This is a genomic window from Plantactinospora sp. WMMC1484 (genome assembly GCF_049315195.1).
Lineage (GTDB): Bacteria > Actinomycetota > Actinomycetes > Mycobacteriales > Micromonosporaceae > Plantactinospora.
The window spans coordinates 1,183,988-1,208,410 of sequence record NZ_CP186055.1 but is presented as its reverse complement, the minus strand read 5'-3'; the positions used below and the strand labels follow the sequence as shown (position 1 = coordinate 1,208,410).

The following is a 24,423-nucleotide window of genomic DNA, read 5'->3' as shown; positions in this document are numbered from 1 at the left end:
CACGTCGCCGCGTCGGCGCACGACGGTCCGCCAGCGCTGTCGGACCGAGTACTGAGAGGTAGCGAACTGAACATGATCGAGTCCCTGCTCGTCGCGAACCGTGGCGAGATCGCCCGCCGGATCCTCCGTACCGCCCGGCGACTCGGGGTGCGGACGGTTGCGGTCTACTCCGAGGCAGACGCCGACCTGCCGTTCGTGCGCGAGGCGGACGAGGCGGTCTGCGTCGGGCCGGCGAACCCGGCGCAGAGCTATCGGAACGCCGAGGCGGTCCTCGCCGCCGCGAAGTCGACAGGTGCGCGGGCGATTCACCCCGGCTACGGCTTCCTGTCGGAAAACGCGGACTTCGCGCGTACCGTCGAGGCGAACGGCCTGGTCTGGGTCGGGCCCGGCGCCGAGGCGATCAGCGCGATGGGCGACAAGATCAATGCTCGTAACCTGATGGCCGCGGCCGGGGTGCCGGTCGCGCCCGGCACCACCGACCCGGCCGCCGACGCCGCCGCGGCGATCGGCTTCCCGGTGATGGTCAAGGCCGCCGCCGGTGGTGGCGGGATGGGGATGGCGGTCGCCACCGACCCGGCGAGCCTGCGCGACGAGTACGACAAGGTGCGCGCCTTCGCCGAGCGGATGTTCGGGGACGGCTCGGTGCTGATCGAGCGCTACTTCCCCCGGGTACGCCACGTGGAGGTGCAGATCCTCGGCCTCGCCGACGGCCGGGTGGTGGCGCTCGGCGAGCGGGAGTGCTCGGTGCAGCGGCGCAACCAGAAGCTGGTCGAGGAGTCGCCGTCACCGGCCGTCGACGCCGCGCTGCGGGAGCGGCTGCTCGCGGCGGCGGTCCGGGCCGGCGAGGCGGTCGGCTACCGCAGCGCGGGCACGGTCGAGTGCCTGCTCGACACCACCACCGGGGAGTTCTTCTTCCTGGAGATGAACACGCGGCTCCAGGTCGAGCACCCGGTGACCGAGCTGGTCCACGGCGTCGACCTGGTCGAGGAGCAGCTGCGGGTCGCCGCCGGCCTGGCGCCGACCTTCGACCCGGATGCGCTGGCGCCGCGCGGGCACGCGATCGAGCTACGCATCAACGCCGAGGACCCGAAGCGGTTCCTGCCCGGCCCGGGCGCGGTGACCGCGTGGACCGAGCCGACCGGCGAGGGGGTGCGGGTCGACTCCGGGTACGCCCTCGGCACCACCGTCACGCCCTTCTACGACTCGCTGATGGCGAAGCTGGTCGTGCACGGCGCCGACCGGGCCCAGGCGATCGACCGGGCCCGGACGGCGGTGGCCGGCTTCGAGATCGCCGGCCCAAAGTGCAACCTGCCGTTCTTCGCCGAACTCCTCGACAACCCCGAGTTCCTCGGCGGCGACTACGACACGGGCATCGTCGCCCGGATGCGGGCGACGAAGTGAGCGCCGACCTGCCGGCCGCGGTCTCGATCCGGGAGGTCGGACCCCGTGACGGCCTGCAGAACGAGGACCCGGTCCCGGCCGACGGCAAGGTACGCCTGCTCGACCTGCTCGCCACCACCGGCGTACGCCGGATCGAGGCGGTCTCCTTCGTGCACCCGAAGGCGATCCCGCAGATGGCCGACGCCGACGAGGTGTGGGCGCGGGCGACGAGGGCGTCGGGCGTGCGCTACTCGGCCCTGGTGCCGAACTCGAAGGGCGCCCAGCGGGCCCTGGCCGCCGGCTTCACCGAGATCGAGGTGGTCGTCTCGGCCAGCGACACGCACAACCGGCGCAACGTCAACCGCCCCACCGCCGAGTCGCTGGACGACATCGCCGGGCTGATCGCCCTGCTGCACGATGCCGGGGCGACCGCCGAGGTGATCGTGGCGACCAGCTTCGGCTGCCCGTACGAGGGGGACGTCGACCCGGCCCGAGTGGCCGGGATCGTCGACCGGGTGGTCGCCGACGGGGCGGACCGGATCGCCTTCGGCGACACCACCGGCATGGCCACCCCGCGTCGGGTCCGTGAGCTGGTCACCGCCGTCCGCGACCGGCAGCCCGACATCCCGGTGCTGCTGCACTTCCACAACACCCGAGGCACCGCGCTGGCAAACCTGCTCACCGCGCTCGACCTCGGCATCACCGAATACGACGCCAGTGTCGGCGGGCTCGGCGGCTGCCCGTACGCGCCCGGGGCGAGCGGCAACGTCGCCACCGAGGAGGTGGTGCACATGCTGCACGACATGGGCATCGACACCGGAATCGACCTCGACGCACTCCTCGGGGCGGCGCGCTACGCCGAGCAGCTCGTCGGCCGGGAACTCCCCTCCGGCGTCCTCCGCGCCGGCCCCCGAATGTAAGGAAGGGGTGTAAGGAAGGGGTGTAAGGAAGGGCCCCCGCTTATCGCATTCTGCATAGGAAGGGCCCCCTGTTAACGGCTCACGGAGCGGCAAACCGGGATACGCTCGGCCAATGCGGTTGATCAAGTACACCCATGCGTGCGTACGGCTGGAGGCGGACGGACAGTCGCTGGTGATCGATCCGGGCATGTGGACCGAGGCCGAGGCGCTGGACGGGGTCGACCACGTGCTGATCACGCACGAGCACCCCGACCACCTCAACGTCGAGCGGCTCAGCGCGGCGGTGGCCACCAACCCGGCGCTGCGGATCCACGCCCACGCCGACGTCGCCGGGCAGTTGAAGGAGCTCGGTCCGGCGCTCGTCCCCGTCGCCACCGGTGACGAGTTCGACGCGGGCGGGTTTCCGGTCCGGGTTGTCGGCGGCGACCACGCCGAGATCTACCAGGGGCTGCCGGGCATCCCGAACCTCGGCTACGTGATCGACGTCGGCACTGCCGATGGTGGCCTCTACCACCCGGGTGACGCCTTCTTCGTCCCGGATCTGCCGGTGGCGACGCTGCTGGTGCCGACGAGTGCACCGTGGTTGAAGGTTTCGGAGTCGCTGGACTTCGTCCGGGCGGTCAAGCCGCGGCGGGCCTACTCGATCCACGACGCGCTGGTCAGCGAGCGCGGGGCGCCGATCGTGGACCGCTGGTTCGAGCAGAAGTCCGAGACCGAGTACGCCCGGATCGCGCCCGGCCGGTCGGTGACCCTCGACTGACCGGGCACACGACGGGGAGGGGCCGGCACCGCGCCGACCCCTCCCGTCACGGTTCTAGCGCTACCGCCGGTCTACCGCGCTACCGCCGGTCTACCGCGCTACCGCCGGTCTACCGCGCTACCGCCGGTCTACCGCGCTACCGCCGGTCTACCGCGCTACCGCCGGTCTACCGCGCTACCGCCGGTCTACCGCGCTACCGCCGGTCTACCGCGCTACCGCCGGTCTACCGCGCTACCGCCGGTCTACCGCGCTACCGCCGGTCTACCGCGCTACCGCCGGTCTACCGCGCTACCGCCGGTCTACCGCGCTACCGCCGGTTGGCTCAGCCGATCGGCGCGAGTACCGCCGGCCAGCTGTCCGGGAAGACCTCGCCGCCGACGCTCTCGGCGCGCTCGGCTCCGACCCGGGTGCCGGCGAAGAGCTGGGTGACCCGGTTGGCCTCGGCGCTGCTCGGGTACGGGTTGGTGCAGCTCGTGCCGGCGCTGCCGCCCGACATCAGCAGCGCGCAGTTGCCGTTGTAGTTGTCCGGCAGCCCGAGGATGTGCCCGATCTCGTGCGACATGATCCGCAGCGGGCTGTACTGCTGCGCCTGCTGGGTGTCGATGTAGACCCGGCCGTTGCCGAGGCTGGTCCGGATCGCGTACGAGCCGCCGCCGGTGATCTGGTAGATCCGCAGGTTGTTGCCGCAGTTGGCGCTGAGGGTCAGGTTCGAGGTGGCGTTGTTCCAGATCGAAGCGGCCTGGTTGGCGATGCTGACGTAGCTGGGTGCCTGGCTGGTGTTGTAGCAGATGGTCATGGCGGCGGAGGCGGGCGCGGGGTTCGCCAGCGTGACGCCGAGGGTGGCACCCGTGGTCGCGACGAAAGCGACGAGTAGCCGGCTGATGCGTGAGGTCATGGCTCACTTCTCCGATCGGGAAGGTGTGTCGGGGGTGGGAGCAGAGTAATCGACGGCCGTCAATTACACCATCCTGTCCGGATACGTAGCCTTTCGTTATGACCCTCCGTCGACTGGCCCGGACGCGTCGGGGTGCAGTAACCTAACGATCGTTCAGGCCATCTCGCGCCGTGCCCGGCAGGCAGGCGCGTACCGGGACGAGGAGGCGGCGTGACACTCGACGGCGAGGCGCTGGAGCAGCTCGGCAAGCGCGTCCGGGCCGGCGGCGCGGAGAGGTACCACGCCGCCAACGCGGCCCGGGGCAAGCTCTTCGCCCGCGAGCGGATCGCGCTCCTGGTCGACGAGGGATCCTTCGTCGAGGACGGGCTCTACGCCAACGCGCTCGCCGACGGGCTCCCCGCCGACGGGGTGGTCACCGGAGCCGCCAGCATCGACGGCCGGCCGGTCTGCCTGATGGCCAACGACTCCACGGTCAAGGCCGGGAGCTGGGGCGCCCGTACGGTCGAGAAGATCATCCGGATCATCGAGCGGGCGTACGCCTCCGGCCTGCCCATGGTCTACCTGGTCGACTCGGCCGGCGCTCGGATCACCGACCAGGTCGACCTCTTCCCCGGCCGGCGCGGCGCCGGCAAGATCTTCTGGAACCAGGTCCGCGCCTCCGGCTCGATCCCGCAGGTCTGTGCCCTCTTCGGGCCGAGCGCGGCCGGCGGGGCGTACATCCCGGCCTTCTGCGACGTCGTGGCGATGGTGGACGGCAACGCCAGCATGTACCTCGGCTCGGACCGGATGGTCGAGATGGTCACCGGGGAGAAGACGACCCTGGAGGAGATGGGCGGGGCCCGGGTGCACTGCGCCGAGTCCGGCGTCGGGCACTTCCTCTGCAAGACCGAGGCGGACGCCCTCGACGTGGTGCGCCGCTACCTGTCGTACCTGCCCGCGAACTGGACACAGACGCCGCCGGCCGCGCCCGCCGTCGCCGCACCGACCAGTGTGGACCTCGCCGGACTGGTGCCGGCGAGCGAGCGGCAGGCCTTCGACATGCGGCGGTACGTCAAGGGGCTGCTCGACGCCGACTCCTTCCTGGAGATCCAGGCGCTCTGGGCCAGGGAGCTGACCGTCGGCTTCGGTCGGCTCGACGGCCAGGTCGTCGGCGTCGTGGCGAACAACTCGATGTTCAAGGGCGGGGTGCTCTTCGTCGACTCGGCCGACAAGGCGACCCGGTTCGTCCAGCTCTGCGACGCGTTCAACGTGCCGCTGCTCTTCCTCTCCGACGTCCCCGGGTTCATGGTCGGCACGGCGGTGGAGAAGCAGGGCATCATCCGGCACGGCGCCAAGATGATCACGGCGATCAGCGAGGCGACCGTACCGAAGATCTGCGTCGTGGTCCGCAAGGCGTACGGCGCCGGCCTCTACGCGATGGCCGGACCCGGCTTCGAGCCCGACGCGACGATCGCGCTCCCCACGGCGAAGATCGCGGTGATGGGCGCCGAGGCCGCGGTGAACGCGGTCTACGCCAACAAGATCGCCGCGATCGCGGACCCGGACGAGCGGGCGGCCTTCGTCGCGGAGCGCCGCGCCGCCTACGAGCAGGACATCGATCTCGTACGGCTCGCCAGCGAACTGGTCGTCGACGCGATCGTGGAGCCGGCGGACCTGCGGGCCGAACTGGTCCGTCGGTTCGCCGCCGCCCTGGGCAAGGACCGCGGCTTCTCCCGCCGCCGGCACGGCGTCACGCCCGTCTGACCACCGGGCGACCGACCACCCCCGACCGACGACGATGGAGGAACCCATGGACTTCCGGCTCAGCGAGGAGTACGAGGCGCTGCGATCGAGTGTGCGGTCCTTCGCCCGCGAGGTCGTCGCGCCGGCGATCGCCGAACACTACGAACGGCACACCTTCCCGTACGAGATCGTCGCGCAGATGGGCAAGATGGGGCTCTTCGGCCTGCCCTTTCCGGAGGAGCACGGCGGGATGGGCGGCGACTACTTCGCGCTCTGCCTCGCCCTGGAGGAACTGGCCCGGGTCGACTCCAGCGTGGCGATCACCCTGGAGGCGGCGGTCTCGCTCGGCGCGATGCCGATCTACCGGTTCGGTAACCCGGAGCAGCGTGCCCGCTGGTTGCCGAAGCTGGTCGCCGGGGAGGCACTGGCCGGATTCGGGCTGACCGAGCCGGGCTTCGGCTCGGACGCCGGTGGCACGGCGACCCGCGCGGTGCTGGACGGTGACGAGTGGGTGATCAACGGGTCGAAGGCGTTCATCACCAACTCCGGCACCGAGATAACCACCCTGGTCACGGTCACCGCCGTCACCGGCACCAACCCGGACGGCTCCAAGGAACTCTCCACCATCATCGTGCCCGCCGGCACGCCAGGCTTCACCGTCGCGCCGGGCTACTCCAAGGTGGGTTGGTGCGCCTCGGACACCCACGAGCTGACCTTCGACGACTGCCGGGTGCCGGCGGAGAACCTGCTCGGCGAGCGCGGCCGGGGCTTCGCCCAGTTCCTGCGGATCCTCGACGAGGGGCGGATCGCCATCGCGGCACTCTCGGTCGGCCTGGCGCAGGGTTGCGTCGACGAGTCCGTCCGGTACGCCCGGGACCGGCACGCCTTCGGCCAGCCGATCGGCAACTTCCAGGCCATCCAGTTCAAGATCGCCGACATGGAGCGGCGGGCGCACACCTCCCGGCTGGCGTACTACGACGCGGCGGCCCGGATGCTGGCCGGCGAGGACTTCAAGCGGCACGCCGCGATCGCCAAGCTGCACGCCAGCGAGTGTGCCGTCGACAACGCCCGGGACGCGACCCAGATCCACGGCGGCTACGGCTTCATGAACGAGTTCGCGGTGGCCCGGTTCTGGCGGGACGCGAAGATCCTGGAGATCGGCGAGGGCACCTCCGAGGTGCAACGCATGATCATCGCCCGTGACCTGGGCCTGTAGCCCCCGGATCAGTCGCCGGCGGTCAGCTCGGCGAGGGCCCGGACGGTCCGCCAGTTCCGGGTGGTCGAGGCCACGGCGAGCCGCTTCTCCAGGTAGGCGTTGCTGAACCTGCTGCGGCCGTACCCGTCCGGATAGTGCAGGTAGACGTCCCGGCCGGTGCCGGCGAAGCGGAACTCGGCGCTCTCGCCACCCGGCACGGCCAGCTCGGCCGCCCGGGCGGCCCCCGGCGGTTCCGCCAGAAACGCGACCAGCATCTTGACCTCCTCCGGCTGCCCGGCCGCGTACGGGTTGCCACCGATCAGCCCGGCCAGCTCCGGGCCGGAGCGGACCATCACCGCAACGTCCAGGTCCAACTCGTCGGCAAGGGCCCGCCGGATGTCGCCGGCCAGCCGTTCCGGCCCGGCGCGTTCGTCGGCTCCGAACACCACGTTGCCGCTCTGCAGGTAGGTCCTGACGTCGTCGTGGCCGAGACCGGCGGCGATCCGGCGCAGGTCGGCCATGCCGATCCGGTTACCGGAGCCGACGTTGACGCCGCGCAACAGCGCCACGTAGCGGGTCATCCGCACTCCTCCGACCGGGCCGGCTGGTTCCTGGCGTCACCAAGGCTAGTCGCCGAGGACGTCACCGGGGCCAGTGGCGGAGGCGACAGCACGCCCCAGCGGCCGGGCCGCTGGCAGCAGGTCGCGCGAGCTCAGGATGGTTGCCGCACCAGCGGCTGTGGCCCAGCGGCTGTGGCCCAGCGGCTGTGGCCCAGCGGCTGTGGCCCAGCGGCTGTGGCCTAGCGGTCGTGGCCGTGGCTGTGCGCACCGCGTCGGCGTCGGCGTCGCAGCAGGAGCAGGGTCAGCAGCAGGGCACCGACGAGCACGGCCGGGGCGCCCGCCATCAGCAGCCAGCCGGGACGGGTGCTGTGGTCCTGGCCCACCGGGGTGGCCCCGGCGACCGGGGACGCGACCTGGTTGTGGGAGTCGGCCTGTCCTGGTGCGACGAGTTGGCCGACGCTCGCGTCGGCGGGCAGCCCGAACCCCCAGTCGAGGAGCGCGGCGCCCTGCTCCCAGCCGCGCTGCGGCTGCGACTCCGCGCCGAGCAGGGTGACCAGCAGGGTACGCCCGTTCCGCTCGGCCGCCCCGACGAAGCTGTGCCGGGCCAGGTCGGTGTAGCCGGTCTTGCCGCCCAGCGCGCCGGGATAGCGGTGCAGGAGCTGGTTGTCGTTCCAGATCGGGAAGCCCTTGGTGTTGTTCGCCGCCTGCGCCGGCACGTTGGCGATCTTCGTGGCGGCGTACGTGCGGAAGTCGGGGTGCGCGAAGCAGGCGCGGGCGATCAGCGCCAAGTCGTACGCGCTGGTGTACTGGCCCGGACCGTCCAGCCCGGAGGGTGTGGCGGCGTGCGTCTGGTACGCGCCCAGCCGCTTTGCCTCGGCGTTCATCGCCGCCACCCCGGCGGCCAGCCCACCGGCCCCGCCGCCGAGCCGGGCCAGCACGTTCGCCGCGTCGTTGCCGGAGTTGAGGATCAGCCCCAGCCAGAGCGTCTCCACCGTGTAGCGACCGCCGCGGACCAGCCCGACCGCCGAGCTGCCCGGCTCGAAGTCGAGATCCGACTCGGTCACCTCGACGACCTGCTTCGGATCCAACCGGGGGAGCACCGCCGCCGCCAGCAGCAGCTTCTGCACGCTCGCCGGCACGCCGTACTCGTGCGGGCCGCAGCCGCCGAGCACCGCGCCGCTGGTCAGGTCGGCGACCAGCCAGGAGGTGGCGGTGACCTTCGGCGGCTCGGCGGCGCCGGGCGGGGCGACGAGCCCGGCGGTGGCCAGCGAGGGACCGCCGACCACCGCCTTCGTCGAATCGAGTGGTGGCGGCGCGGGTCGGGTCGGCCGGGCCACCGGCGGGTTCGGCGCCGGACACGGCCGGAACGGCGTGCCCGCTCTCGCCGGAACGGTCGTCCCCGTCGCGACCGTCCCTGTCGCCGTCACCGTCCCTGTCGCCGTCACCGTCCCTGTCGCCGTCACCGTCCCTGTCGCCGTCACCGTCCCTGTCGCCGTCACCGTCCCTGTCGCCGTCACCGTCTCTCTCGCCACCGCTCCCGGCGGTCCGGCCATCGTCGTCCACGGCAGCACCAGCACGGCACCGACCACTCTGAGTGCGAGCAACCTCCGAGCCATACTCCGGAGAGTAATCGTCGTCACCCGTCCGGGTGGCAGTTTCAGATATCGGGTACCGGTACGCCCGGAAATGTCCTTCCGCTACCGGTCTCCTCGTCACACATCGCGCAGATCTTCCAGGAGTGCGTACGGGTACGGCATCCGCCGGGTGCTCGCCTCGTCCAGCCGGGCCCGGTCCGCCGGATCGAGATGCCAGCCCACGGCGCCGAGGTTGTCGTCGAGCTGTGCCGTCGACCGGGCGCCCAGGATCGGCGCGGTGACCTCCGGCCGGTGCAGCAGCCAGTTCAGTGCCACCTGTGCCGGGGTCCGGCCGGTCGTGTCGGCGACGCTGAGCAGCGTGTCGAGCACCCCCCAGGTGCGGTCGTTGTCGTAGTTGTCCCACGACTCCGTCCAGGAGGGATCGGCGCCGCCGGTCTCGCCGATCCGGGTGTCGCCGCCGGCCGGCCTGGCGCCCCGGCGGAACTTGCCGGTCAGCCAGCCGCCGCGCAGCGGGCTCCACGGTATGACGCCCAGCCCTTCGTTGCGGCAGACCGGCAGCAGCTCCCACTCGGCCTCGCGGTCGAGCAGGTTGTAGAGCGGTTGCAGCGAGACCACCGGCTCCCAGCCCATGGTCCGGCACAGGTCGATGGTGCGCTGCAACTGCCACCCGGCGACGTTGCTCATCCCGAGGTAGCGCACGGTGCCGGCGCTGACCAGCGAGTCGAGCGTGCGGAGCGTCTCCTCCAGCGGGGTCGAGAAGTCCCACATGTGCACCTGGTAGAGGTCCAGATGGTCCGTGCCCAGCCGCCGCAGGCTCTCGTGCACCGAGTGCAGGATGTGTTTGCGGCCCAGGCCACGACGGTTGCGGCCGGCGCCGAACCGCACCTTGGTGGCGAGCACCAGATCGTGGCGGTTCCTCGTCCGCAGCCAGCTTCCGATGATCTCCTCCGACCCGGCCCTCGCCGTAGGCGTCGGCGGTGTCGACGAAGGTGCCGCCGGCCTCGGTGAAGCGGTCGAGCAACCGGTGGCTCTCCGCCTCGTCGATCTCGCGGCCGAACGTCATCGTCCCCAGGCAGAGGCGGCTGACCTGCAACCCTGTCCGGCCGAGATTGGTGTAGTCCACGTGTCGTCCTTTCGATAGGCGTGGTTATGCCCCCGAATGGCACAGGAATTGTCGAGCCGGGAGCATCTGATTTCCAGACTAGTACCCCAACATCGATCGCGGTTGCCCCGAAAAAGGGCGGATAAATGGGTTGCGGGCCACTGTAGAATAACGGTCATAATCGTGGGCGCGCCCACCCGAGGAATCGGGCGAACAGGGCCGCCGGGTCGGGTCCGGGGTTCGGGTCGAGTCGACAGAGGTCGGCGGTGGCGGCAAAGAGCGCGGCCCCGAGATGGACGCTCAGCCCCACCCGGTCGTCCCGATACTCGGCCAGCAACGCCAGCCGGGCCACCGCGCACGGCCACGGCTGTCCGCACCGCCGGCAGATCCACAGTGGTCGCAGCGGCAGGTGCGGCCCCTGCTCCGGCTCATCCACGGTGGCCCGGCTCGGATCGCCAGGGGCCCGGCTCGGATCGCCAGGGGCCCGGCTCGGATCGCCAGGGGCCCGGCTCGGATCGCCAGGTCGGGCCCTGGTTCGTCGGGCGTTCGCGCTCCCGTCGGGGCGGCAGGTTCGCGCCGATCCGCGCGGCCGGGCACTGCCACATCGGATACGGCGGCACGACCGGCGGCGGGTCGAGCCGATCCCGGCACGGCCACCGGTCCCCGCAGCGGCACCACCGCCACCAGGGCCGCCGCCAGCAGACCCGCCGCCAGTCGCGGCGGTGCAGCGGGGCGTACCGGATCGGTTCCGGTTGACGGCGACGGCGATGGCCCGGCAGCGGCGGCCAGAGCCGGCGTATTGGCGCCCACATCGGATTCCGACCTCCTCAGAATGAGAAACCCCGGGGCCGGCTCGGGCAAGGACGAGTTGCGAGCCGTCCCCGGGGTCGGGGCGCCCACCCGGGCGCAGCTTCCCGGTGTGCCGAAGGGCGCGATTCCCGGGTTCCAGTGTGGTAATCGGAGGACTACTGTCGGAAGTCTCCGCGCGACCACCCGCACCGTTGTCCGTCATCCACAATCCATGGGTAAGGAGCCTGTCAGTGGCCGAACCGACGACCCTCGCATTGTTCGCCGGCGAACTACGCCGCTTCCGCGGAATCGCCGGGCTCTCCCAGGACGCCCTGGCGCAGCGGATCAATTTTTCCTCGGCGCTGATAGCCAAGATCGAGCTGTGTCAGCGGCGCGCGACCCGCGAGTTCGCCAAGCGCTGCGACAGCGTCATGGAAACCGGCGGCCTGCTCGAACGGATCCAAGCCGTGCTCGGCCCCGGCCCGGTGCTGCCGTGGTTCCGGCACTGGGTCGGCCTCGAACAGGAGGCGGTAGCCATCCGCTGCTTCCAGCTGTCGGTGATCCCCGGGCTGTTGCAGACCGAGGCGTACGCCCGCGCGCTGCTGCGCAGCGGCGGGCTGCTCACCGCCGAGCAGGTGGAGGAGCAGGTCGCCGCCAGGCTGGCCCGGCAGGAGATCCTGACCGGCCCGAACCCGCCGCTCTTCACCGCCGTCGTGGACGAGCGGGTGCTGCGCCAGCCGGTCGGCGGGGCCGGGGTGATGCGGGAGCAGCTGCTGCACATCGTCAAGCTCTGCGCCGAGCAGCCCCGGACCCGGATCCAGGTCGTCCCCACCAGCGTCGGCGCGTACGCTGGGCTGAACGGCCCCTTCGTGATCGCGTCCCTTTCGGACGGTGACGACGTCGGCTATCTCGACGACCAGCTCGAAGGTCGGTTCGTCGAGCGTGTCGGGGACGTCCGCACCGTCCAGCGGCTCTGGGACTCGATCCGGGGCGAGGCCCTCTCCCACCAGCAGTCGATCGAGATGATCCGGGAAGTGGCGGAGTCATGGAACTGAGCGGCGCGGTCTGGCGCAAGAGCAGCCGCAGCAACGGTCACGGCGGCGAGTGTGTCGAGGTGGCGGGCAACCTGCCGGGGCTCGTCGGGGTGCGGGACAGCAAGGACCCGACCGGCCCGGTGCTGCTCTTCCCCCCACCCGCCTGGCGCTCATTCCTACACACCCTCACCCTCACCCTCACCACCACCACCGACTAACCGGCCCGCCGCGCCGCCCGCGCCGCCCGCACCGCCCGCACCGCCCGCACCCGCCGCACCGCCCGCACCCGCCGCGCCGCCCGCACCGCGCGCGCCGCCCGCTCGGATCTTGACGACTTGTTGCACCTGGAGCGACAACAGGTCGTCAAGATTCACGCGAATGCGCCTCCCGGGTGAGTAGCAGGGCGAGGGCGGCGATCGTGACGCAGACCGTCATGCCGGCGAAGAGCGGTACGGCGACGTCCCGCCCGCCGAGCCCCATCAGCGGCGCGGTCACCCCGGCGAGGAAGCCCTGGAGGGTGCCGAGCACCGCCGACCCGCTGCCAGCGGCCTGTCGTGCCCGCTGGAGCGCCAGCGCCGTCGCGTTACCCATGATCATGCCGAGCCCGACGAAGAAGAGCAGCAGCGGCGCGACCGTCACTGCCCGGCCGAGCGCCCCGGCGAGGGTTACCGCGAGCAGGCCGGCGGTGCTGACCAGCATGCCGGCCAGGCCGAGCCGGAGCAGAATCGCGGGGCGGACGACACCCCGGCCGACCAGCCGGGCGTTGACCGCGCTGCTCAGGGTGGCGACGAGCGCACCGGCGGCGAAGGCGACGGCGGACTGCCGCACGGTCAGGCCCAGGACGTACTGGAGGAAGAAGGGCGACGCGGCGATGTAGCAGAACAGGGCCGCGAACCCGAACCCGAACGCGAAGGTGTAGCCGAGATATATCCGGTCGGTAAGCAACGACCGCGCGGTGCTCACGGTGGCGCGGAGCCCGCCGGCATGCCGGCGCTCCGGCTGCAGGCTCTCCGGTACGCCGACCAGGGCGACCAGGAGGGTGAGCAGCAGTCCGGCGGCGAGGGTGCCCCAGACGGCGCGCCAGCCGGCGACGCTGGTCACCACGCCGCCGATCAGCGGTGCGGTGATCGGGGCGATGCCGCTGAGCGCCATCAGGATGCCGAACATCCGGGCGGCGGCCGGCCCCTCGGCGGTGTCCGAGATGACCGCCCGGCCGACGACCACCCCGGCGGCGGCACTGAACCCGGTGACGAAGCGCAGCGCGGTCAGCGCCTCCAGGGTGGGTGCGAACGCGCACGCGGCGGTGGCGGCGGCGCAGACGGCGGTGCCGGCGAGGATGAGTGTCCGCCGGCCGTAGCGGTCGGAGAGCGGGCCGAGGACGAGCTGCCCGAGTGCCAGCCCGATGACGAACGCGGTCAGGGTTAGCTGGATCCCGGAGGGGTCGGTCCGGAACTCGTCGGCCATCCGGGGAAAGGCCGGCAGGTACATGTCGATGCCCATCGGCGGCACGAAGGCCAGCAGCACCAGGGCGGGGAGCAGCAGCCGGCGCGCGCCGGTGCGCGGCCGGGGCGTCGACGTCGGGCTGGAGTCTTCGGTCCGGGCGGGGGCGGAAGTCACGAACGTCAATTTACTATAGCTATATAACTATGTCTAGCGGTACCCTCGTGAGGTGAAACGAGTGAGCATGGCGGACGAGACCGTCCTGCGGCAGGCGAGGACACTCGTACCGGTTCTGTACCAACTGAGCCGGGTGATGCGGCTACAGGGCGTCGACGAGGCCGGGCTCGGCCAGCTCCCGCCGTCGGAGTTGGAGGTGCTCCGCTACGTCGCGGAGTCCCCCGGCGTCTCGGTCGGCACGATCGCCCGCGACCTGGGACTGCACGCCAGCAACGTGAGCGCGACCGTCCGCGCCCTGGTCGCCCGCGATCTGGTACGCCGCGAGCCCGACCCGCACGACCGGCGGGCCGTACGGCTGCACGCGACGGTCGACGCCGCGCACGGCTCGGCGCGGATCGAGGAGTCCTGGGCACGGCTCTTCGCCGACGCCCTGGCGGAGCTCGACGACGATCAACGGGCCGCGGTGACCCGCGCCGCACCCGCGCTCGGCGCGCTCGCCGACCGTCTCCGGGCGCGCCGCGCCGCCGAACGGAGCTGATCCTTTCCCGATCATCGGTCGCCCGCCTCCCCGATCGTCGGGTGGGCGGGACGACAACCGGGCCGGGACGAGCGGGAACGCGGCATCGGCTGCCGACCAGGGCCGGCTGTCGACGGGGTCGGCAGCTGGCCGGGACCTGCTGCTGGCCGGGGCCCGCTGCTGGCCGGGGCCCGCTGACGACCGAGCGCACCGGATCGTCGATTCTGACCGGATAGGGGCTGACGCCCGGATGCTCAGGGTGCTTGCATGTGCGCCGAGGGCGACCAGCCCGGGTCGCGTGGGGAGGTTCGGGGCATGTTCGCAGTGTTCGGCCGGTCGATGTGGCGATGGCGCTGGCCGGTGCTGATCTGCTGGCTGGGGCTCACCCTGGCCGGGGCGACCCTGGGCGGGCAGGTCTTCGACCGGCTCGTCGAGACCGACAACCTGCGCCCGGACGCGGAGTCGCAGCGGGCCGACCGCCGGATCGCCGAGCTTCTCCCCGAGGGCCCGATGGTGGTCGCCGTCGTCCGGGACCGGGACCCGTACGATCCCGCCCTGGTCGCCAGCGTCCAGCGGGTACGCACCGAGATCGAGGCCGTACCGGGGGTGCGGGAGGTCGAGGACCTCTACAACGCGGCGGGTGGCCGGATCGGCGCCGACAACCGCAGCACCCTGGTCCGGGTCGAACTCGTCGACGGGCTGCCCACCGAGCGGCGGGAGGCGGCCGAGGACCGGGTCGCCGCCCTGCTGCGGGAGATCGACGCCCCACAGGTGCTGGTCGGCGGCGAGGAACTCGCCGAGCGGGCCTTTGCCGAGCAGGCGATCGACGACGCGGTCGTCGGGGAGTCGGTCGCGCTCGGCGTACTCCTGGTGGCGCTGGTGGTGATCCTCGGCGGCCTGCTGGCCGGCGTGCTTCCGCTGCTCGGGGCGCTCGCCGCCGTCGCGGTGACCCTGCTCGGGCTCTACGGCCTCAGCGCGGTCACCGGGGTCGGCGAGTTCACCGTCAACGTGGTCACCCTGCTCGGCATCGGCCTGACCGTCGACTACGCGCTGCTGCTGATCGCCCGGTTCCGTGAGGAACGCGCCGCGGAGCGCTCCGGGGAACGGGCGGCCAGGGACCCGGGCACCGCCGCCGGGGACGGGCCGGATGCCTCCGGCCCGGTCGAGGCGCTCGCCCGGACGATGGCGACGGCCGGCCGGACCGTACTCGTCTCCGGTCTCGCCGTCGCGGCGGCCATGCTCGGCCTCTACGTCTTCGCGGAGCCGCTGCTCGCGGCGATGGCGCTCGGCGGCGCGCTCGCGGTGACCCTGGCCACCCTTGCCGGCCTCACCCTGCTGCCCGCGCTGATCGCCGTCGCCCACCGGCACATCCCCGAGCCCGGCGCCCGGACCTGGGTGCGCCGGAGCCTGGCCACCGCCGTACGCCCGCTCCGCCGGCTTGTCCCGGCCCGCTCCGCACCGGTCCGCCGCCCCGGTACCCGCCCTGACAAGTCCGGTACCCGCCCTGACAGCCCCGGTCTGCTCGCCCGGCTCGCCGCATATGCGCAGCGTAAGCCCGGGCCGGTGGCGGTCGGCGTCTCCGCCGGCCTGCTGCTGCTCGCCCTGCCCTTCCTGGCCGGGGCCAACCTCGCCAACTCCGACGCCCGGGCGCTGCCCCGGTCGATGGAGGCCCGGCAGGTGCACGACGTGTTGCTGCACGACTTCGAGGCGGGGCGCGCCGCCCCGGTCACCGTGGTGGTGTCGGCGGACCCGGCCAGCGCCGAGGTCCGGGACCTGATGAACCAGCTCAACACCCTGCCCCAGGTGATCAGGATGCAGCCCCGGCCGGACGTGCCGGGCGCGGCGCTCGTGATCGACCTGACCCCGCACGGCGCGACCGGCGGCCCCGAGTCCCGCGACCTGGTACGCGCGGTACGCGCGCTGGACCAGCCGCTGCCCTTGCTGGTCGGCGGGCCCGCCGCCGAGCTGGTCGACTACCGGTCCTCGGTCGCGCAGCGGCTGCCGTATGCCGTACTGGTGCTGCTGCTGGTCACCACCGTGCTGCTCTTCGTGCTCACCGGTTCGCTGGTCGTGCCGGTGAAGGCGCTGGTGATGAACGTGCTGACCCTGCTCGCCACGCTCGGCGTCCTGGTCGTGGTCTTCCAGTGGGGGGTGGGTGCCGCCCTGCTCGGGGTGGAGTCCTGGGGCGCCATCGACCTCACCACCCCGGTGCTGCTCTTCGTCTTCGTCTTCGGGTTGTCGATGGACTACGAGGTGTTCCTGCTCGCCCGGATCCGGGAGGAGTGGCGGCGCCGGTCCGGCCTGCGTACGCCGGCGGCCCGGGTCCGGGGCGGCGAGCGGGCGGTGCTGGCCGGCATCGTCCGGAGCGGACCGGTGGTGACCTCGGCGGCGGTCTGCATCACCATCGTCTTCCTCGGCTTCCTCCTCGGTGACCTGACCGCGGTCAAGGAGATCGGCTTCGGGATGGCGGTGGCGGTGCTGCTGGACGTCACCGTGGTACGCGGGCTGCTGCTGCCGGCGGTGATGAGCCTGCTCGGCGAGTGGAACTGGTGGGCGCCCGGCCCGCTGCGCCGGCTGCACGAGCGGTTCTCCGGCGATGGCGCTCGGCCCGCCGCCGGGTCGGTGCCGCCGGCCCCGGTGCCGGTCTCCGCCGAACCGTGACTGCAGCCTCTTCGCGACCACGTGCAAACGCCCGACCTCTGCGGATTCGTCACGATCTGCTGATCATCTGATCACTGCCCGAAACGTCTCATCGATAATCTGTCGGATATCTATGTCCAGTTCCGTCGGCACCTCGACGCTTGCCTGCCAGGACCGCATCGAGGTGCGTAGTGTTCCTGCCCATGACACCGGATCATGGTGCTGACCGGATCCCGGGTGGCTTCAGCGAGATGCTCCGCCGGTGTCGGCTGGCGGCCGGGCTGACCCAGGCCGAACTCGCCGAACGGGCCGCCGTCGGGATCCGCACAGTCCGTGACCTGGAACGGGGCCGGGCATCGCGTCCACAACGGACAACCGTCGAACTGCTCGCGGCGGCGTTGGGCCTCGCCGGCCAGGACCGCGCCGACTTCGTCGCGCTGGCCAGGGGGCAGGGCGCGCCGGGGGTGGAACTCGGTGCCCTCCCGGTACCGCCCGGCCCGCAGCTGCCCCGCCGGGGCTTCGGCCTGCCGGAGCCGGGTGAGCTGATCGGCCGGGACCGGGAGGTGGCCGACCTGGCCGCAATGTTGACCGAGCATCCCCGGATGGCGCGCGGGGTGGTCAGCCTGGTCGGCCTCGCCGGGGTCGGCAAGACCGGGCTGGCCCTCAAGGTCGCCCGGGAGGTGGCCGGCGCCTACCCCGGCGGCACCAGTGGCATCGTCATGATCGACGGCTCCACCGAGGCGGACGTGCTGTCGGTCGTCGCCACGGTCTTCGGGGTCGGTCGGGCCAGCGAACTCGCCGAGCGGTTCTCGGACACACCGTCGCTGCTGCTGGTGGATGCCGTGGAGCGGGCTCCCGGCGCGGCCGCCGAGGCGCTGAACCGGCTCGCCGAGATCGCGCCGATGCTCCAGGTCCTGACGACCGGCCGGCATCCGGTCGGGCTCCCCGGCGAGCAGGTCCGGCCGGTCACCCCGCTGGAGGTGCCGCCCGCCGGCGCTCCGGCCGACCTCGCGCTGGTGGCCGACTATCCCGCCGTCGCGCTGCTGCTCGCCCGGCTGCGCCAGATCGGTCGCGAGCCGCCGCAACCCGACGAGGTGGGCGCGCTCGTCGAACTGGTACGCCGGCTCGGCGGGCTTCCCCTGGCGATCGAGCTGGCCGCCGCGCACGGTCGGGTGCTCAACCTCAACGAGATGCTCGAGCGGTACGGAAACCGGCTGCTCGACCTCGGCATCCCACCGGTGGGTCGTGCGGCGGTGGTGACGCTGCGGGACGCCGTCGCCGCGAGCTACCGGCTGCTGGAGGCGGACGAGCGCGCCGCCCTGCGCCGGCTCTCCGTGCTGCGCAACCGCTGGTCGGTGGAGCTGGCCGAGGCGATGCTCGTCCCGGATCCCGCCCTCACCGGCGATCCGGTTCGGCTGCTTGACCGCCTGCTGGCGCATGGGCTGATCGGCGCCCGGGGCACCGGGCCGCTACGGTTCCGGGTCCTCGACGTGGTGCGCGACTTCGCCGCCGAACGCGCCGCCGCCCACGGCGAGCTGGCGGCGATCCGTCGCCGGCACGCCTCGGTCTTCGCCCGGCTTGCCACCCGGGTCGCGCCGGACCTTGCCGGTGCCCGCATCGTCGAGGCGGTCGGCCGGCTCGACGAGGTGGCCGGCGACCTCTGGACCGCCCTGGCGTACGCGGCCAACGACGACCCGCACACCGCGTTGTGGCTGGCCGGCAACCTCGCCCGCTGGTGGCGGTACCGGGGACGGGACGTGGCCGGCCGGCAGTGGCTGCGCCGGCTGCTGGACGATCCGCGTACCGGTGACGCCGACCCGGCGGTGCGGGCGTGGGCACAGGTCGGTGTCGCGCAACTCGCCCAGGAACACGGTGCCGGGCCGCAGGAGTTGCCGGCCGCCGAAGCGGCGGTGTCGACGTTCCAACGGCTCTCCGACGTCTCCGGCGAGCTGGCGGCCCGGAACGTGATCTGCGGGATCTGGACCGCGCTCGGTGGCCACGACGAGGCGCGGCGGCACGGCGAGGCGGCGTTGGAGCTGGCCACCCGTACCGGCCGGGTCCGGGACATGGCGGTGGCGCAGAACAACCTGACCTGGCACGAGATCCGGGTCGGCGACCTCGGCGCCGCCCGGCGCCGGCTGGCGGCAGTGGATCGGCTCGCCGGGGAGTGTGGTGAGGAACGGCTCCGGGTCCTCGCCCGGGCCAACCTGGCGGAGGTGGCCCGCCTGGAGGGTCGGTACGCCGACGCGGTCCGGCAGGGCCGCCGGGTGATGGTGGCCCTGGCCAGCCTCGGCGATCCCGGACACCGTCGACGGGCGCTCGGCACGGTCGGGCTCGCTCTCGCCCAGGACGGCCGGATCGACGAGGCGACGGCGGTCCTCGCCGAGCTGCGCGCCGGAAAGGCGGGCGACGACGTCGGAGGGGCCGAGCTGGAGCCGGAACGCACACGGTCGGACGAGTCCACCGTCCGGGACGACGGGGTGTGCGCGCTGATCGAGGCGACCCTGGCGATGCGGCGGGGCGACCGGGAGTGGGCGGCCGAGTGGTACGCGGCAGCCGTGCAGGCCTGCGCCGGGTCCCGGGACCTGCGGGACGTGGCGGAGGCGCTGGTGGGACTGGTGGCGAGCACCGACGAGCCGGCGCACCGGGCGGCAGCGCTCAAGCGCCTGGATCAGGTGTGTCGGGAGGGTGCGATCGTCCTGCTGCCGCAGGAGCGGGCACTGCTCGACGCGATCTGAACTGCCCGGCTCCGCTTGAAGCGGCTGCGGGGCGATGCCGCTTGAAGCGGCTGCGGGGCGATGCCGCTTGAAGCGGCTGCGGGGCGATGCCGCTTGAAGCGGCTGCGGGGCGATGCCGCTTGAAGCGGCTGCGGGGCGATGCCGCCTGAACCGGCAGTGCGGGACGCGCCACCCCGGGGCCGTGGCGCGAACGGGACAGCCCCCCGACAGAGCCCCTCACAGATCCACGCCCGCGCCACGTCCCCGGAGCCCCCCGGCTGCCTGAAGATTAACCAGTATCCACTGCCCGTTTTATCCGTTCAGCGAATTAAGTGACGACACAAGGGTGGGTTCTGCCGGTCTTTCTGCCGGTGATCCCCGAAGATGCGGTTATCCCGTTCGGACGATGCTCGCCGGATTCGCGGTGTTGCCGGCGGACCGTGGTCAAAGCTCAACAGTGCGTGGTCGCCCCGGCGTTGGCCGCGCTGCCGGTCTCCGCGCTGCCGGTCTCCGCGCTGCCGGCGGTGGCGCCGGGATGGACCGCGTCCCGGACGATGCGCAGCGAGTCGAGCAGGCTCTGTAGGGCGGCGGGCTCCAGTTGACCGATGAACCAGTCCTGGATCAGTCTGACGTGTCCGGGAAGCGTCTCCTCGAGCCGCGCCATGCCGGACCCGGTGACCACGGCGTACGCGCTGCGCCGGTCGGAGGGGCAGGCACGGCGCTGTAGCAGGCCGTCGCGCTCCATCCGGTCGACGACCCGGGTCACGCCACTGGTGGAGAGCGAGGTCTGGGCGGCCAGGTCGGTCATCCGGAGCTGATGCTCGGGTGAGCGGGCCAGCCGCATCAGGACCTCGAACTCGACCGTCGACAGCCCGTGCTCCTCGAACTGGTCGGCGAATCTGGCGGCGAGCCCGGCGTACACCTCCATGACCAGGCCCACGGCCGTGATCCGGGCGTCGTCGTACAGGTTCTCGGTCACGCACCGATCGTAGCAGTCGTTGACAGGGGGAATATTGCTCGAACTATAGTTGCTTCGTCAGTCATCGGTCCCACAACCTATCTCCTGGGAAGGCCATCTCTCATGACCAGCAGCGCCGAGTCCGCCACCACCCGTACCTGGGAGGGGCTGACGATCCCCACCGCCGGCACCTACCTGCTCGACCAGGCGCACAAGCGCGTCGGCTTCATGGCCCGGCACATGATGGTGAGCAAGGTGCGCGGCCAGTTCCGTGAGGCGGAGGCGACGATCACCGTGGCGGAGAACCCGCTCGAGTCCTCGGTCTCCGCCACCATCCAGGCCGCCAGCATCGACACCGGCCAGACCGACCGGGACAACCACCTGCGCAGCGGCGACTTCCTCGAGTCCGAGAAGTTCCCGACGCTGGAGTTCCGCAGCACCGGCGTGAAGTCGCACAGCGGGGCCGAGTTCGTGCTCGACGGCGAGCTCACCATCAAGGACGTCACCCGTCCGGTCGAGCTGACGGTCGAGTTCGAGGGCGCCGGGCGCAGCCCGTACGGCCAGGACATCTTCGGCTTCACCGCGAGCACCGAGATCGACCGGGAGGACTTCGGGTTGACCTGGAACGTCGCGCTGGAGACCGGCGGCGTGCTGGTGGGCAGGAAGATCAAGATCGAAATCGAGGGCGAGGCCATTCGGCAGTCCTGACCCCTGAACGACGACCGGTCGATCGTCAGTCCGAGCGGCCGATCGGTCAATTCGCACCACGGGAGCCCCGGTTACCGATCACATGGTGACCGGGGCGCCTCGTTGGGTAATGCGCCCATGGCAGGGGGCGCCCGCTCGTGTGTAATGGTGGACGCAGCGCCGCTGGTCGCTCACGCCGGGCCCGCGACGCTGTGGTTGTGGCCACGTTGTGCGCGGCGCTCCTACGGTAGTGGTTCGAACGGGCTCCGGGTGGGCATGGCTCCCGGAGTGCCGAGACAGCGCCTCGCGGCGGGAGGATAGATGGGCCAGGACGTGTCGGAGGTCCCCTTCACCCGGGAGGACCGGATCAGATACCGGCAGAAGGTACGCCGGTGTCTTGACGTCTTCGCGCTCATGCTGGACGACTTCGGCTTCGACGCCGACCGGCCGACCACCGGCCTGGAGATCGAGCTGAACCTGGTGGACGCCGACGCCGAGCCCGCGATGCGCAACGCCGAGGTGCTGGACAACCTTGCCGATCCCACGTTTCAGACCGAGTTGGGCCAGTTCAACCTGGAACTCAACGCCCGGCCCCGCCTGATCGAGGCCGCCGGATTCGCCGACTACGAGCAGGATCTGCAGGAGAGCCTCGGCCGGGCGGAGGAACTCGCCGCCAAGTCCGACGCGGCGATCATCCTGATCGGCATCCTGCCCACGCTGACCCCCAGCCACCTGGTCCGGGACAACCTCTCCAGCAACGAGCGCTACCGGGTGCTCAACGACCAGATCGTCGCCGCCCGGGGCGAGGACATCGAACTGGACATCCGGGGCGTCGAGCGGTTGCAGACCCACACCGACTCGATCGTCTCCGAGGCGGCCTGCACCAGCCTCCAGTTCCACCTCCAGGTGGCACCGGACAGCTTCGCCGACTACTGGAACGCCTCCCAGGCGATCGCCGGGATACAGGTCGCGCTCGGCGCCAACTCGCCGTTCCTGCACGGCCGCCAACTCTGGGCCGAGACCCGGATCGCCCTCTTCGAGCAGGCCACCGACACCCGCCCCGATGAGCTCAAGGCCCAGGGCGTACGCCCCCGGGTCTGGTTCGGCGAGCGATGGATCACCTCGATCTTCGACCTTTTCGAGGAGAATGTCCGGTACTTCCCGCCGCTCCTGCCGATCTGCGACGAGGAGGATCCGGTCGAGATCCTGCACAACGGTGGCGTACCCCGGCTGGCCGAACTCCGGCTGCACAACGGCACCGTCTACCGGTGGAACCGGCCGGTCTACGACATCATGAACGGTCGCCCGCACCTGCGGGTGGAGAACCGGGTGCTGCCGGCCGGGCCGACCGTGGTCGACATGCTGGCCAACGCCGCCTTCTACTTCGGGCTGGCCCGCGACCTCGCCGAGGGCGACCGGCCGATCTGGAGCCAACTGACCTTCGGCGCCGCCGAGGAGAACTTCCATGCGGCTGCCCGGCGGGGCATCGACGCCGTCGTCGCCTGGCCCCGGCTCGGCGAGGTCCGCGTCACCGAGCTGGTGCTCGACGTCCTACTCCCGAGGGCGGCCGCCGGGCTGGACCGGTTCGGTGTCGGTGCCGCGCACCGGGACCGGCTGCTCGGCATCATCGAGCAGCGTTGCCGTACCGGCCGCAACGGCGCGGTGTGGCAGGTGGAGGCGGTGCACGCCGCCGAACACGGCCGGGGAATGGACCGTTCCCAGGCTCTGCACCACATGCTGCGCCGGTACGGTGAACTGCAACGGACCGACGAGCCGGTGCACACCTGGCCGGTCGACTGACCCCGGGCCGGTCAGCGCGAGCGGCCGTGCAGCGGAGGCGGTGGCTGGCCAACGAAGCGTGGCTGGTCAGCGGGAGCGGCGGCCGAGCTTGCCCAGCCTGCTTCCCTTCGGCCTGTCCTCGCCGGCCGGCTCGGCGGGCTCTCCCGACCCGGCCGGTTCGGTCTCGTCGGCGGCATCGTCGGCCGTGGTGGCACCGGAGGCTCTGGTGGCACCGGACGCGCTGGCCACCGGAGTGGGCCTGCCGGCCGTTCCGGAGTCCGGTCGCCGGCCGGAGCCGGCGGTCGAGCGTACCCGGACGGTGTCGGCCTCGTCGGCGTTGCGCCGTGCTCCGTCGGTCGGCTGACCGGGTAACCGCCCCCGGCCGCTGTCCGCGGTCGCCCCGGCGTCGCTGTTGCCGGACCGGGCGGCGGCCCCGGCATCCTGCCGCTCGGTTCGGGTCGGCTCGGTTCCGGTCGACTCGGTTCCGGTCGGCTCGGCGTGCGAGGGTTCGGTCTCGGAGGGCCGGGCCCCGGCGGGCAGCGGGTCGGAGCGGGAGTCGGGGCTGTCGGCCTGCGCGGCCAACGCCTCCGAACGCTGCGCCAGGGCCGCTACCAACGCCGACCCGGCCAGGCCGGCGACCACGGCGTACGGCGCCATCAGGTGCGCCGACACCTGCTCGGGACGGATGCCCACCAGTCGGGGAGCCGCGAGAAAATAGGCGACCGCCACCAGCAACGGCCCGCTGATCCCTGAGATGGCGGCCCCGACCCGGGTTACCGGCGCACGGGCCGCCGTCCGGGCGGCGAGCGCCCCGATCACCAGCGCCGAGCCGAGCGACAGCGCGGCCCCGGGCCAGTAGAAGTATTCGCGGAACCAGTAGCGCTCCCCGTCGGAGGTGAGCTGCCAGACACCGAGTTGGGCGGCTCCCAGGCCGCGACCGGAGAGTACGCCGTCGACGACCGCGATCACGGCGAGCGCCCAGAGCCAGCAGACCGTACCGATCACGTTGCGGGCGACCGCCGGTGACGAGATCGCCCAGATCGCCATCACCAACCCGAGGATGACCCCGAGGACGGCGTAGCCCGCAGCGACGGCCTGCGGGGAGGTGGTGTCGGCCGGTACCGCCGCCCGGGCGGGCACGGCGACCAGCAAAACGGTGATCAGTGCGCCGATCGCGCTGGAGACCGCGAGTGCGGCGCGCCAGACAAAGGTGGCCAGGGTCGGCGGCGGTTCTCCGGTCCGGGCGGCCGGTGCGGCGGACGTCCGGCCACCCGCACCGAGCCGGTGTGCGCAGATCGCCCCGGCGACTGTGGAGGTGGCGGCCACCCACGCAGCCCAGGTGAGACTGGCGACCCAGGCGGCCGCGCTCGTGCCGCCGGCGGACGGCAGCCAGGCGATGATGCCGAGTCCGTAGCCGAAGCCCAGTTGAGCGGCGCCGGCACCGGCGCCGACGCCGATCGCCGTCGCGACGGAAACTCCCCAGCCTCGTGCGGCCATGCGGGGCAGCGTAGCGTCCACCGGCGGCTGCGGCGAGCCGCAGACCGGGGCGCATCGAC

General features: G+C 72.1%; 20 protein-coding genes and 1 pseudogene. 12 read left to right on the top strand and 9 right to left on the bottom strand.

Features of this window, described 5'->3' with window-relative positions; translation table 11 throughout:
- Positions 1-72: 72 nt before the first annotated feature.
- The 3 genes from ACN28C_RS05320 (at position 73) to ACN28C_RS05310 (ending at position 3,060) form a co-directional block, all read left to right on the top strand.
- The gene (locus ACN28C_RS05320; protein ID WP_422772455.1) at positions 73-1,401 is read left to right on the top strand and encodes an acetyl-CoA carboxylase biotin carboxylase subunit; all 1,329 of its coding nucleotides are present in this window, start codon (positions 73-75) and stop codon (positions 1,399-1,401) included.
- An 8-nt stretch (positions 1,402-1,409) separates the two neighbouring features.
- A complete protein-coding gene (locus tag ACN28C_RS05315) occupies positions 1,410-2,300 on the top strand; it encodes a hydroxymethylglutaryl-CoA lyase (RefSeq protein ID WP_422774532.1) in 891 nt (296 codons plus the stop codon).
- 112 nt (positions 2,301-2,412) lie between these two features.
- Positions 2,413-3,060, top strand: a complete 648-nt coding sequence (locus ACN28C_RS05310; protein ID WP_422772454.1) for an MBL fold metallo-hydrolase — start codon at positions 2,413-2,415, stop codon at positions 3,058-3,060.
- 322 nt (positions 3,061-3,382) lie between these two features.
- Here ACN28C_RS05310 and ACN28C_RS05305 read toward each other — a convergent pair whose 3' ends face one another.
- The gene (locus tag ACN28C_RS05305) at positions 3,383-3,955 is read right to left on the bottom strand and encodes a snapalysin family zinc-dependent metalloprotease (protein WP_422772453.1); all 573 of its coding nucleotides are present in this window, start codon (positions 3,953-3,955) and stop codon (positions 3,383-3,385) included.
- Positions 3,956-4,165: 210 nt separating this feature from the next.
- Here ACN28C_RS05305 and ACN28C_RS05300 point away from each other — a divergent pair, with 210 nt between their 5' ends.
- Entirely contained in the window at positions 4,166-5,698 is a 1,533-nt protein-coding gene (locus ACN28C_RS05300; protein ID WP_422772452.1) for an acyl-CoA carboxylase subunit beta, read from the top strand.
- 46 nt (positions 5,699-5,744) lie between these two features.
- On the top strand, positions 5,745-6,893 hold the full coding sequence (locus tag ACN28C_RS05295) for an acyl-CoA dehydrogenase family protein (protein ID WP_422772451.1): 1,149 nt from the start codon (positions 5,745-5,747) through the stop codon (positions 6,891-6,893).
- A gap of 8 nt (positions 6,894-6,901) precedes the next feature.
- Here ACN28C_RS05295 and ACN28C_RS05290 read toward each other — a convergent pair whose 3' ends face one another.
- From ACN28C_RS05290 to ACN28C_RS05270, 5 genes and pseudogenes are all read right to left on the bottom strand, one after another.
- On the bottom strand, positions 6,902-7,453 hold the full coding sequence (locus ACN28C_RS05290) for a DUF1697 domain-containing protein (protein ID WP_422772450.1): 552 nt from the start codon (positions 7,451-7,453) through the stop codon (positions 6,902-6,904).
- 218 nt (positions 7,454-7,671) lie between these two features.
- Positions 7,672-9,048, bottom strand: a complete 1,377-nt coding sequence (locus ACN28C_RS05285) for a D-alanyl-D-alanine carboxypeptidase family protein (protein ID WP_422772449.1) — start codon at positions 9,046-9,048, stop codon at positions 7,672-7,674.
- A gap of 96 nt (positions 9,049-9,144) precedes the next feature.
- The gene (locus ACN28C_RS05280) at positions 9,145-9,927 is read right to left on the bottom strand and encodes an aldo/keto reductase (protein ID WP_422772448.1); all 783 of its coding nucleotides are present in this window, start codon (positions 9,925-9,927) and stop codon (positions 9,145-9,147) included.
- 115 nt (positions 9,928-10,042) lie between these two features.
- Positions 10,043-10,090 (bottom strand): annotated as a pseudogene (locus tag ACN28C_RS05275) (hypothetical protein); the annotation flags it as partial.
- A 214-nt stretch (positions 10,091-10,304) separates the two neighbouring features.
- Positions 10,305-10,565: a hypothetical protein gene (locus ACN28C_RS05270; RefSeq protein ID WP_422772447.1), complete on the bottom strand. Its 261-nt coding sequence runs from the start codon at positions 10,563-10,565 to the stop codon at positions 10,305-10,307.
- 604 nt (positions 10,566-11,169) lie between these two features.
- Between ACN28C_RS05270 and ACN28C_RS05265 the strand changes: the two genes are divergently transcribed.
- Both ACN28C_RS05265 and ACN28C_RS05260 read left to right on the top strand, forming a co-directional pair.
- A complete protein-coding gene (locus tag ACN28C_RS05265) occupies positions 11,170-11,973 on the top strand; it encodes a helix-turn-helix domain-containing protein (protein ID WP_422772446.1) in 804 nt (267 codons plus the stop codon).
- Positions 11,964-12,170 carry a DUF397 domain-containing protein gene (locus ACN28C_RS05260; protein ID WP_422772445.1) on the top strand — a complete coding sequence of 69 codons (207 nt, stop codon included), beginning with the start codon at positions 11,964-11,966 and terminating at the stop codon, positions 12,168-12,170. Before ACN28C_RS05265 ends, ACN28C_RS05260 begins: the two co-directional genes overlap by 10 nt.
- A 145-nt stretch (positions 12,171-12,315) precedes the next feature.
- Here the strand turns inward: ACN28C_RS05260 and ACN28C_RS05255 are convergent, their stop codons facing one another.
- Positions 12,316-13,569 carry a multidrug effflux MFS transporter gene (locus ACN28C_RS05255; protein ID WP_422772444.1) on the bottom strand — a complete coding sequence of 418 codons (1,254 nt, stop codon included), beginning with the start codon at positions 13,567-13,569 and terminating at the stop codon, positions 12,316-12,318.
- Positions 13,570-13,621: 52 nt separating this feature from the next.
- Here ACN28C_RS05255 and ACN28C_RS05250 point away from each other — a divergent pair, with 52 nt between their 5' ends.
- The 3 genes from ACN28C_RS05250 to ACN28C_RS05240 all read left to right on the top strand — a co-directional run bounded on the left by ACN28C_RS05250 (position 13,622) and on the right by ACN28C_RS05240 (position 19,464).
- On the top strand, positions 13,622-14,107 hold the full coding sequence (locus ACN28C_RS05250; protein ID WP_422772443.1) for a MarR family winged helix-turn-helix transcriptional regulator: 486 nt from the start codon (positions 13,622-13,624) through the stop codon (positions 14,105-14,107).
- Between the two features lie 294 nt (positions 14,108-14,401).
- Positions 14,402-16,747: an MMPL family transporter gene (locus ACN28C_RS05245; protein WP_422772442.1), complete on the top strand. Its 2,346-nt coding sequence runs from the start codon at positions 14,402-14,404 to the stop codon at positions 16,745-16,747.
- A 182-nt stretch (positions 16,748-16,929) separates the two neighbouring features.
- The gene (locus tag ACN28C_RS05240) at positions 16,930-19,464 is read left to right on the top strand and encodes an ATP-binding protein (RefSeq protein ID WP_422772441.1); all 2,535 of its coding nucleotides are present in this window, start codon (positions 16,930-16,932) and stop codon (positions 19,462-19,464) included.
- Between the two features lie 430 nt (positions 19,465-19,894).
- Here the strand turns inward: ACN28C_RS05240 and ACN28C_RS05235 are convergent, their stop codons facing one another.
- Positions 19,895-20,371 (bottom strand): MarR family winged helix-turn-helix transcriptional regulator, encoded by a 477-nt coding sequence (locus ACN28C_RS05235; RefSeq protein WP_422774531.1) that lies wholly within the window; start codon positions 20,369-20,371, stop codon positions 19,895-19,897.
- Between the two features lie 153 nt (positions 20,372-20,524).
- Here ACN28C_RS05235 and ACN28C_RS05230 point away from each other — a divergent pair, with 153 nt between their 5' ends.
- Both ACN28C_RS05230 and ACN28C_RS05225 read left to right on the top strand, forming a co-directional pair.
- Positions 20,525-21,109: a YceI family protein gene (locus ACN28C_RS05230; protein ID WP_422772440.1), complete on the top strand. Its 585-nt coding sequence runs from the start codon at positions 20,525-20,527 to the stop codon at positions 21,107-21,109.
- A 300-nt stretch (positions 21,110-21,409) separates the two neighbouring features.
- Complete coding sequence (locus ACN28C_RS05225; RefSeq protein ID WP_422772439.1) at positions 21,410-22,888, top strand: glutamate-cysteine ligase family protein; 1,479 nt, start codon at positions 21,410-21,412, stop codon at positions 22,886-22,888.
- A gap of 66 nt (positions 22,889-22,954) precedes the next feature.
- Here ACN28C_RS05225 and ACN28C_RS05220 read toward each other — a convergent pair whose 3' ends face one another.
- On the bottom strand, positions 22,955-24,364 hold the full coding sequence (locus ACN28C_RS05220; RefSeq protein WP_422772438.1) for a hypothetical protein: 1,410 nt from the start codon (positions 24,362-24,364) through the stop codon (positions 22,955-22,957).
- Positions 24,365-24,423 lie beyond the last annotated feature (59 nt).

Coding starts and splice junctions, on each gene's coding strand:
- ACN28C_RS05320 (WP_422772455.1), top strand. CDS start 73: ATGATCGAGTCCCTGCTCGTCGCGAACCGTGGCGAGATCGCCCGCCGG.
- ACN28C_RS05230 (WP_422772440.1), top strand. CDS start 20,525: ATGACCAGCAGCGCCGAGTCCGCCACCACCCGTACCTGGGAGGGGCTG.
- ACN28C_RS05235 (WP_422774531.1), bottom strand. CDS start 20,371: ATGGAGGTGTACGCCGGGCTCGCCGCCAGATTCGCCGACCAGTTCGAG.
- ACN28C_RS05220 (WP_422772438.1), bottom strand. CDS start 24,364: ATGGCCGCACGAGGCTGGGGAGTTTCCGTCGCGACGGCGATCGGCGTC.
- ACN28C_RS05245 (WP_422772442.1), top strand. CDS start 14,402: ATGTTCGCAGTGTTCGGCCGGTCGATGTGGCGATGGCGCTGGCCGGTG.
- ACN28C_RS05260 (WP_422772445.1), top strand. CDS start 11,964: ATGGAACTGAGCGGCGCGGTCTGGCGCAAGAGCAGCCGCAGCAACGGT.
- ACN28C_RS05285 (WP_422772449.1), bottom strand. CDS start 9,048: ATGGCTCGGAGGTTGCTCGCACTCAGAGTGGTCGGTGCCGTGCTGGTG.
- ACN28C_RS05225 (WP_422772439.1), top strand. CDS start 21,410: ATGGGCCAGGACGTGTCGGAGGTCCCCTTCACCCGGGAGGACCGGATC.
- ACN28C_RS05240 (WP_422772441.1), top strand. CDS start 16,930: ATGACACCGGATCATGGTGCTGACCGGATCCCGGGTGGCTTCAGCGAG.
- ACN28C_RS05305 (WP_422772453.1), bottom strand. CDS start 3,955: ATGACCTCACGCATCAGCCGGCTACTCGTCGCTTTCGTCGCGACCACG.
- ACN28C_RS05290 (WP_422772450.1), bottom strand. CDS start 7,453: ATGACCCGCTACGTGGCGCTGTTGCGCGGCGTCAACGTCGGCTCCGGT.
- ACN28C_RS05295 (WP_422772451.1), top strand. CDS start 5,745: ATGGACTTCCGGCTCAGCGAGGAGTACGAGGCGCTGCGATCGAGTGTG.
- ACN28C_RS05310 (WP_422772454.1), top strand. CDS start 2,413: ATGCGGTTGATCAAGTACACCCATGCGTGCGTACGGCTGGAGGCGGAC.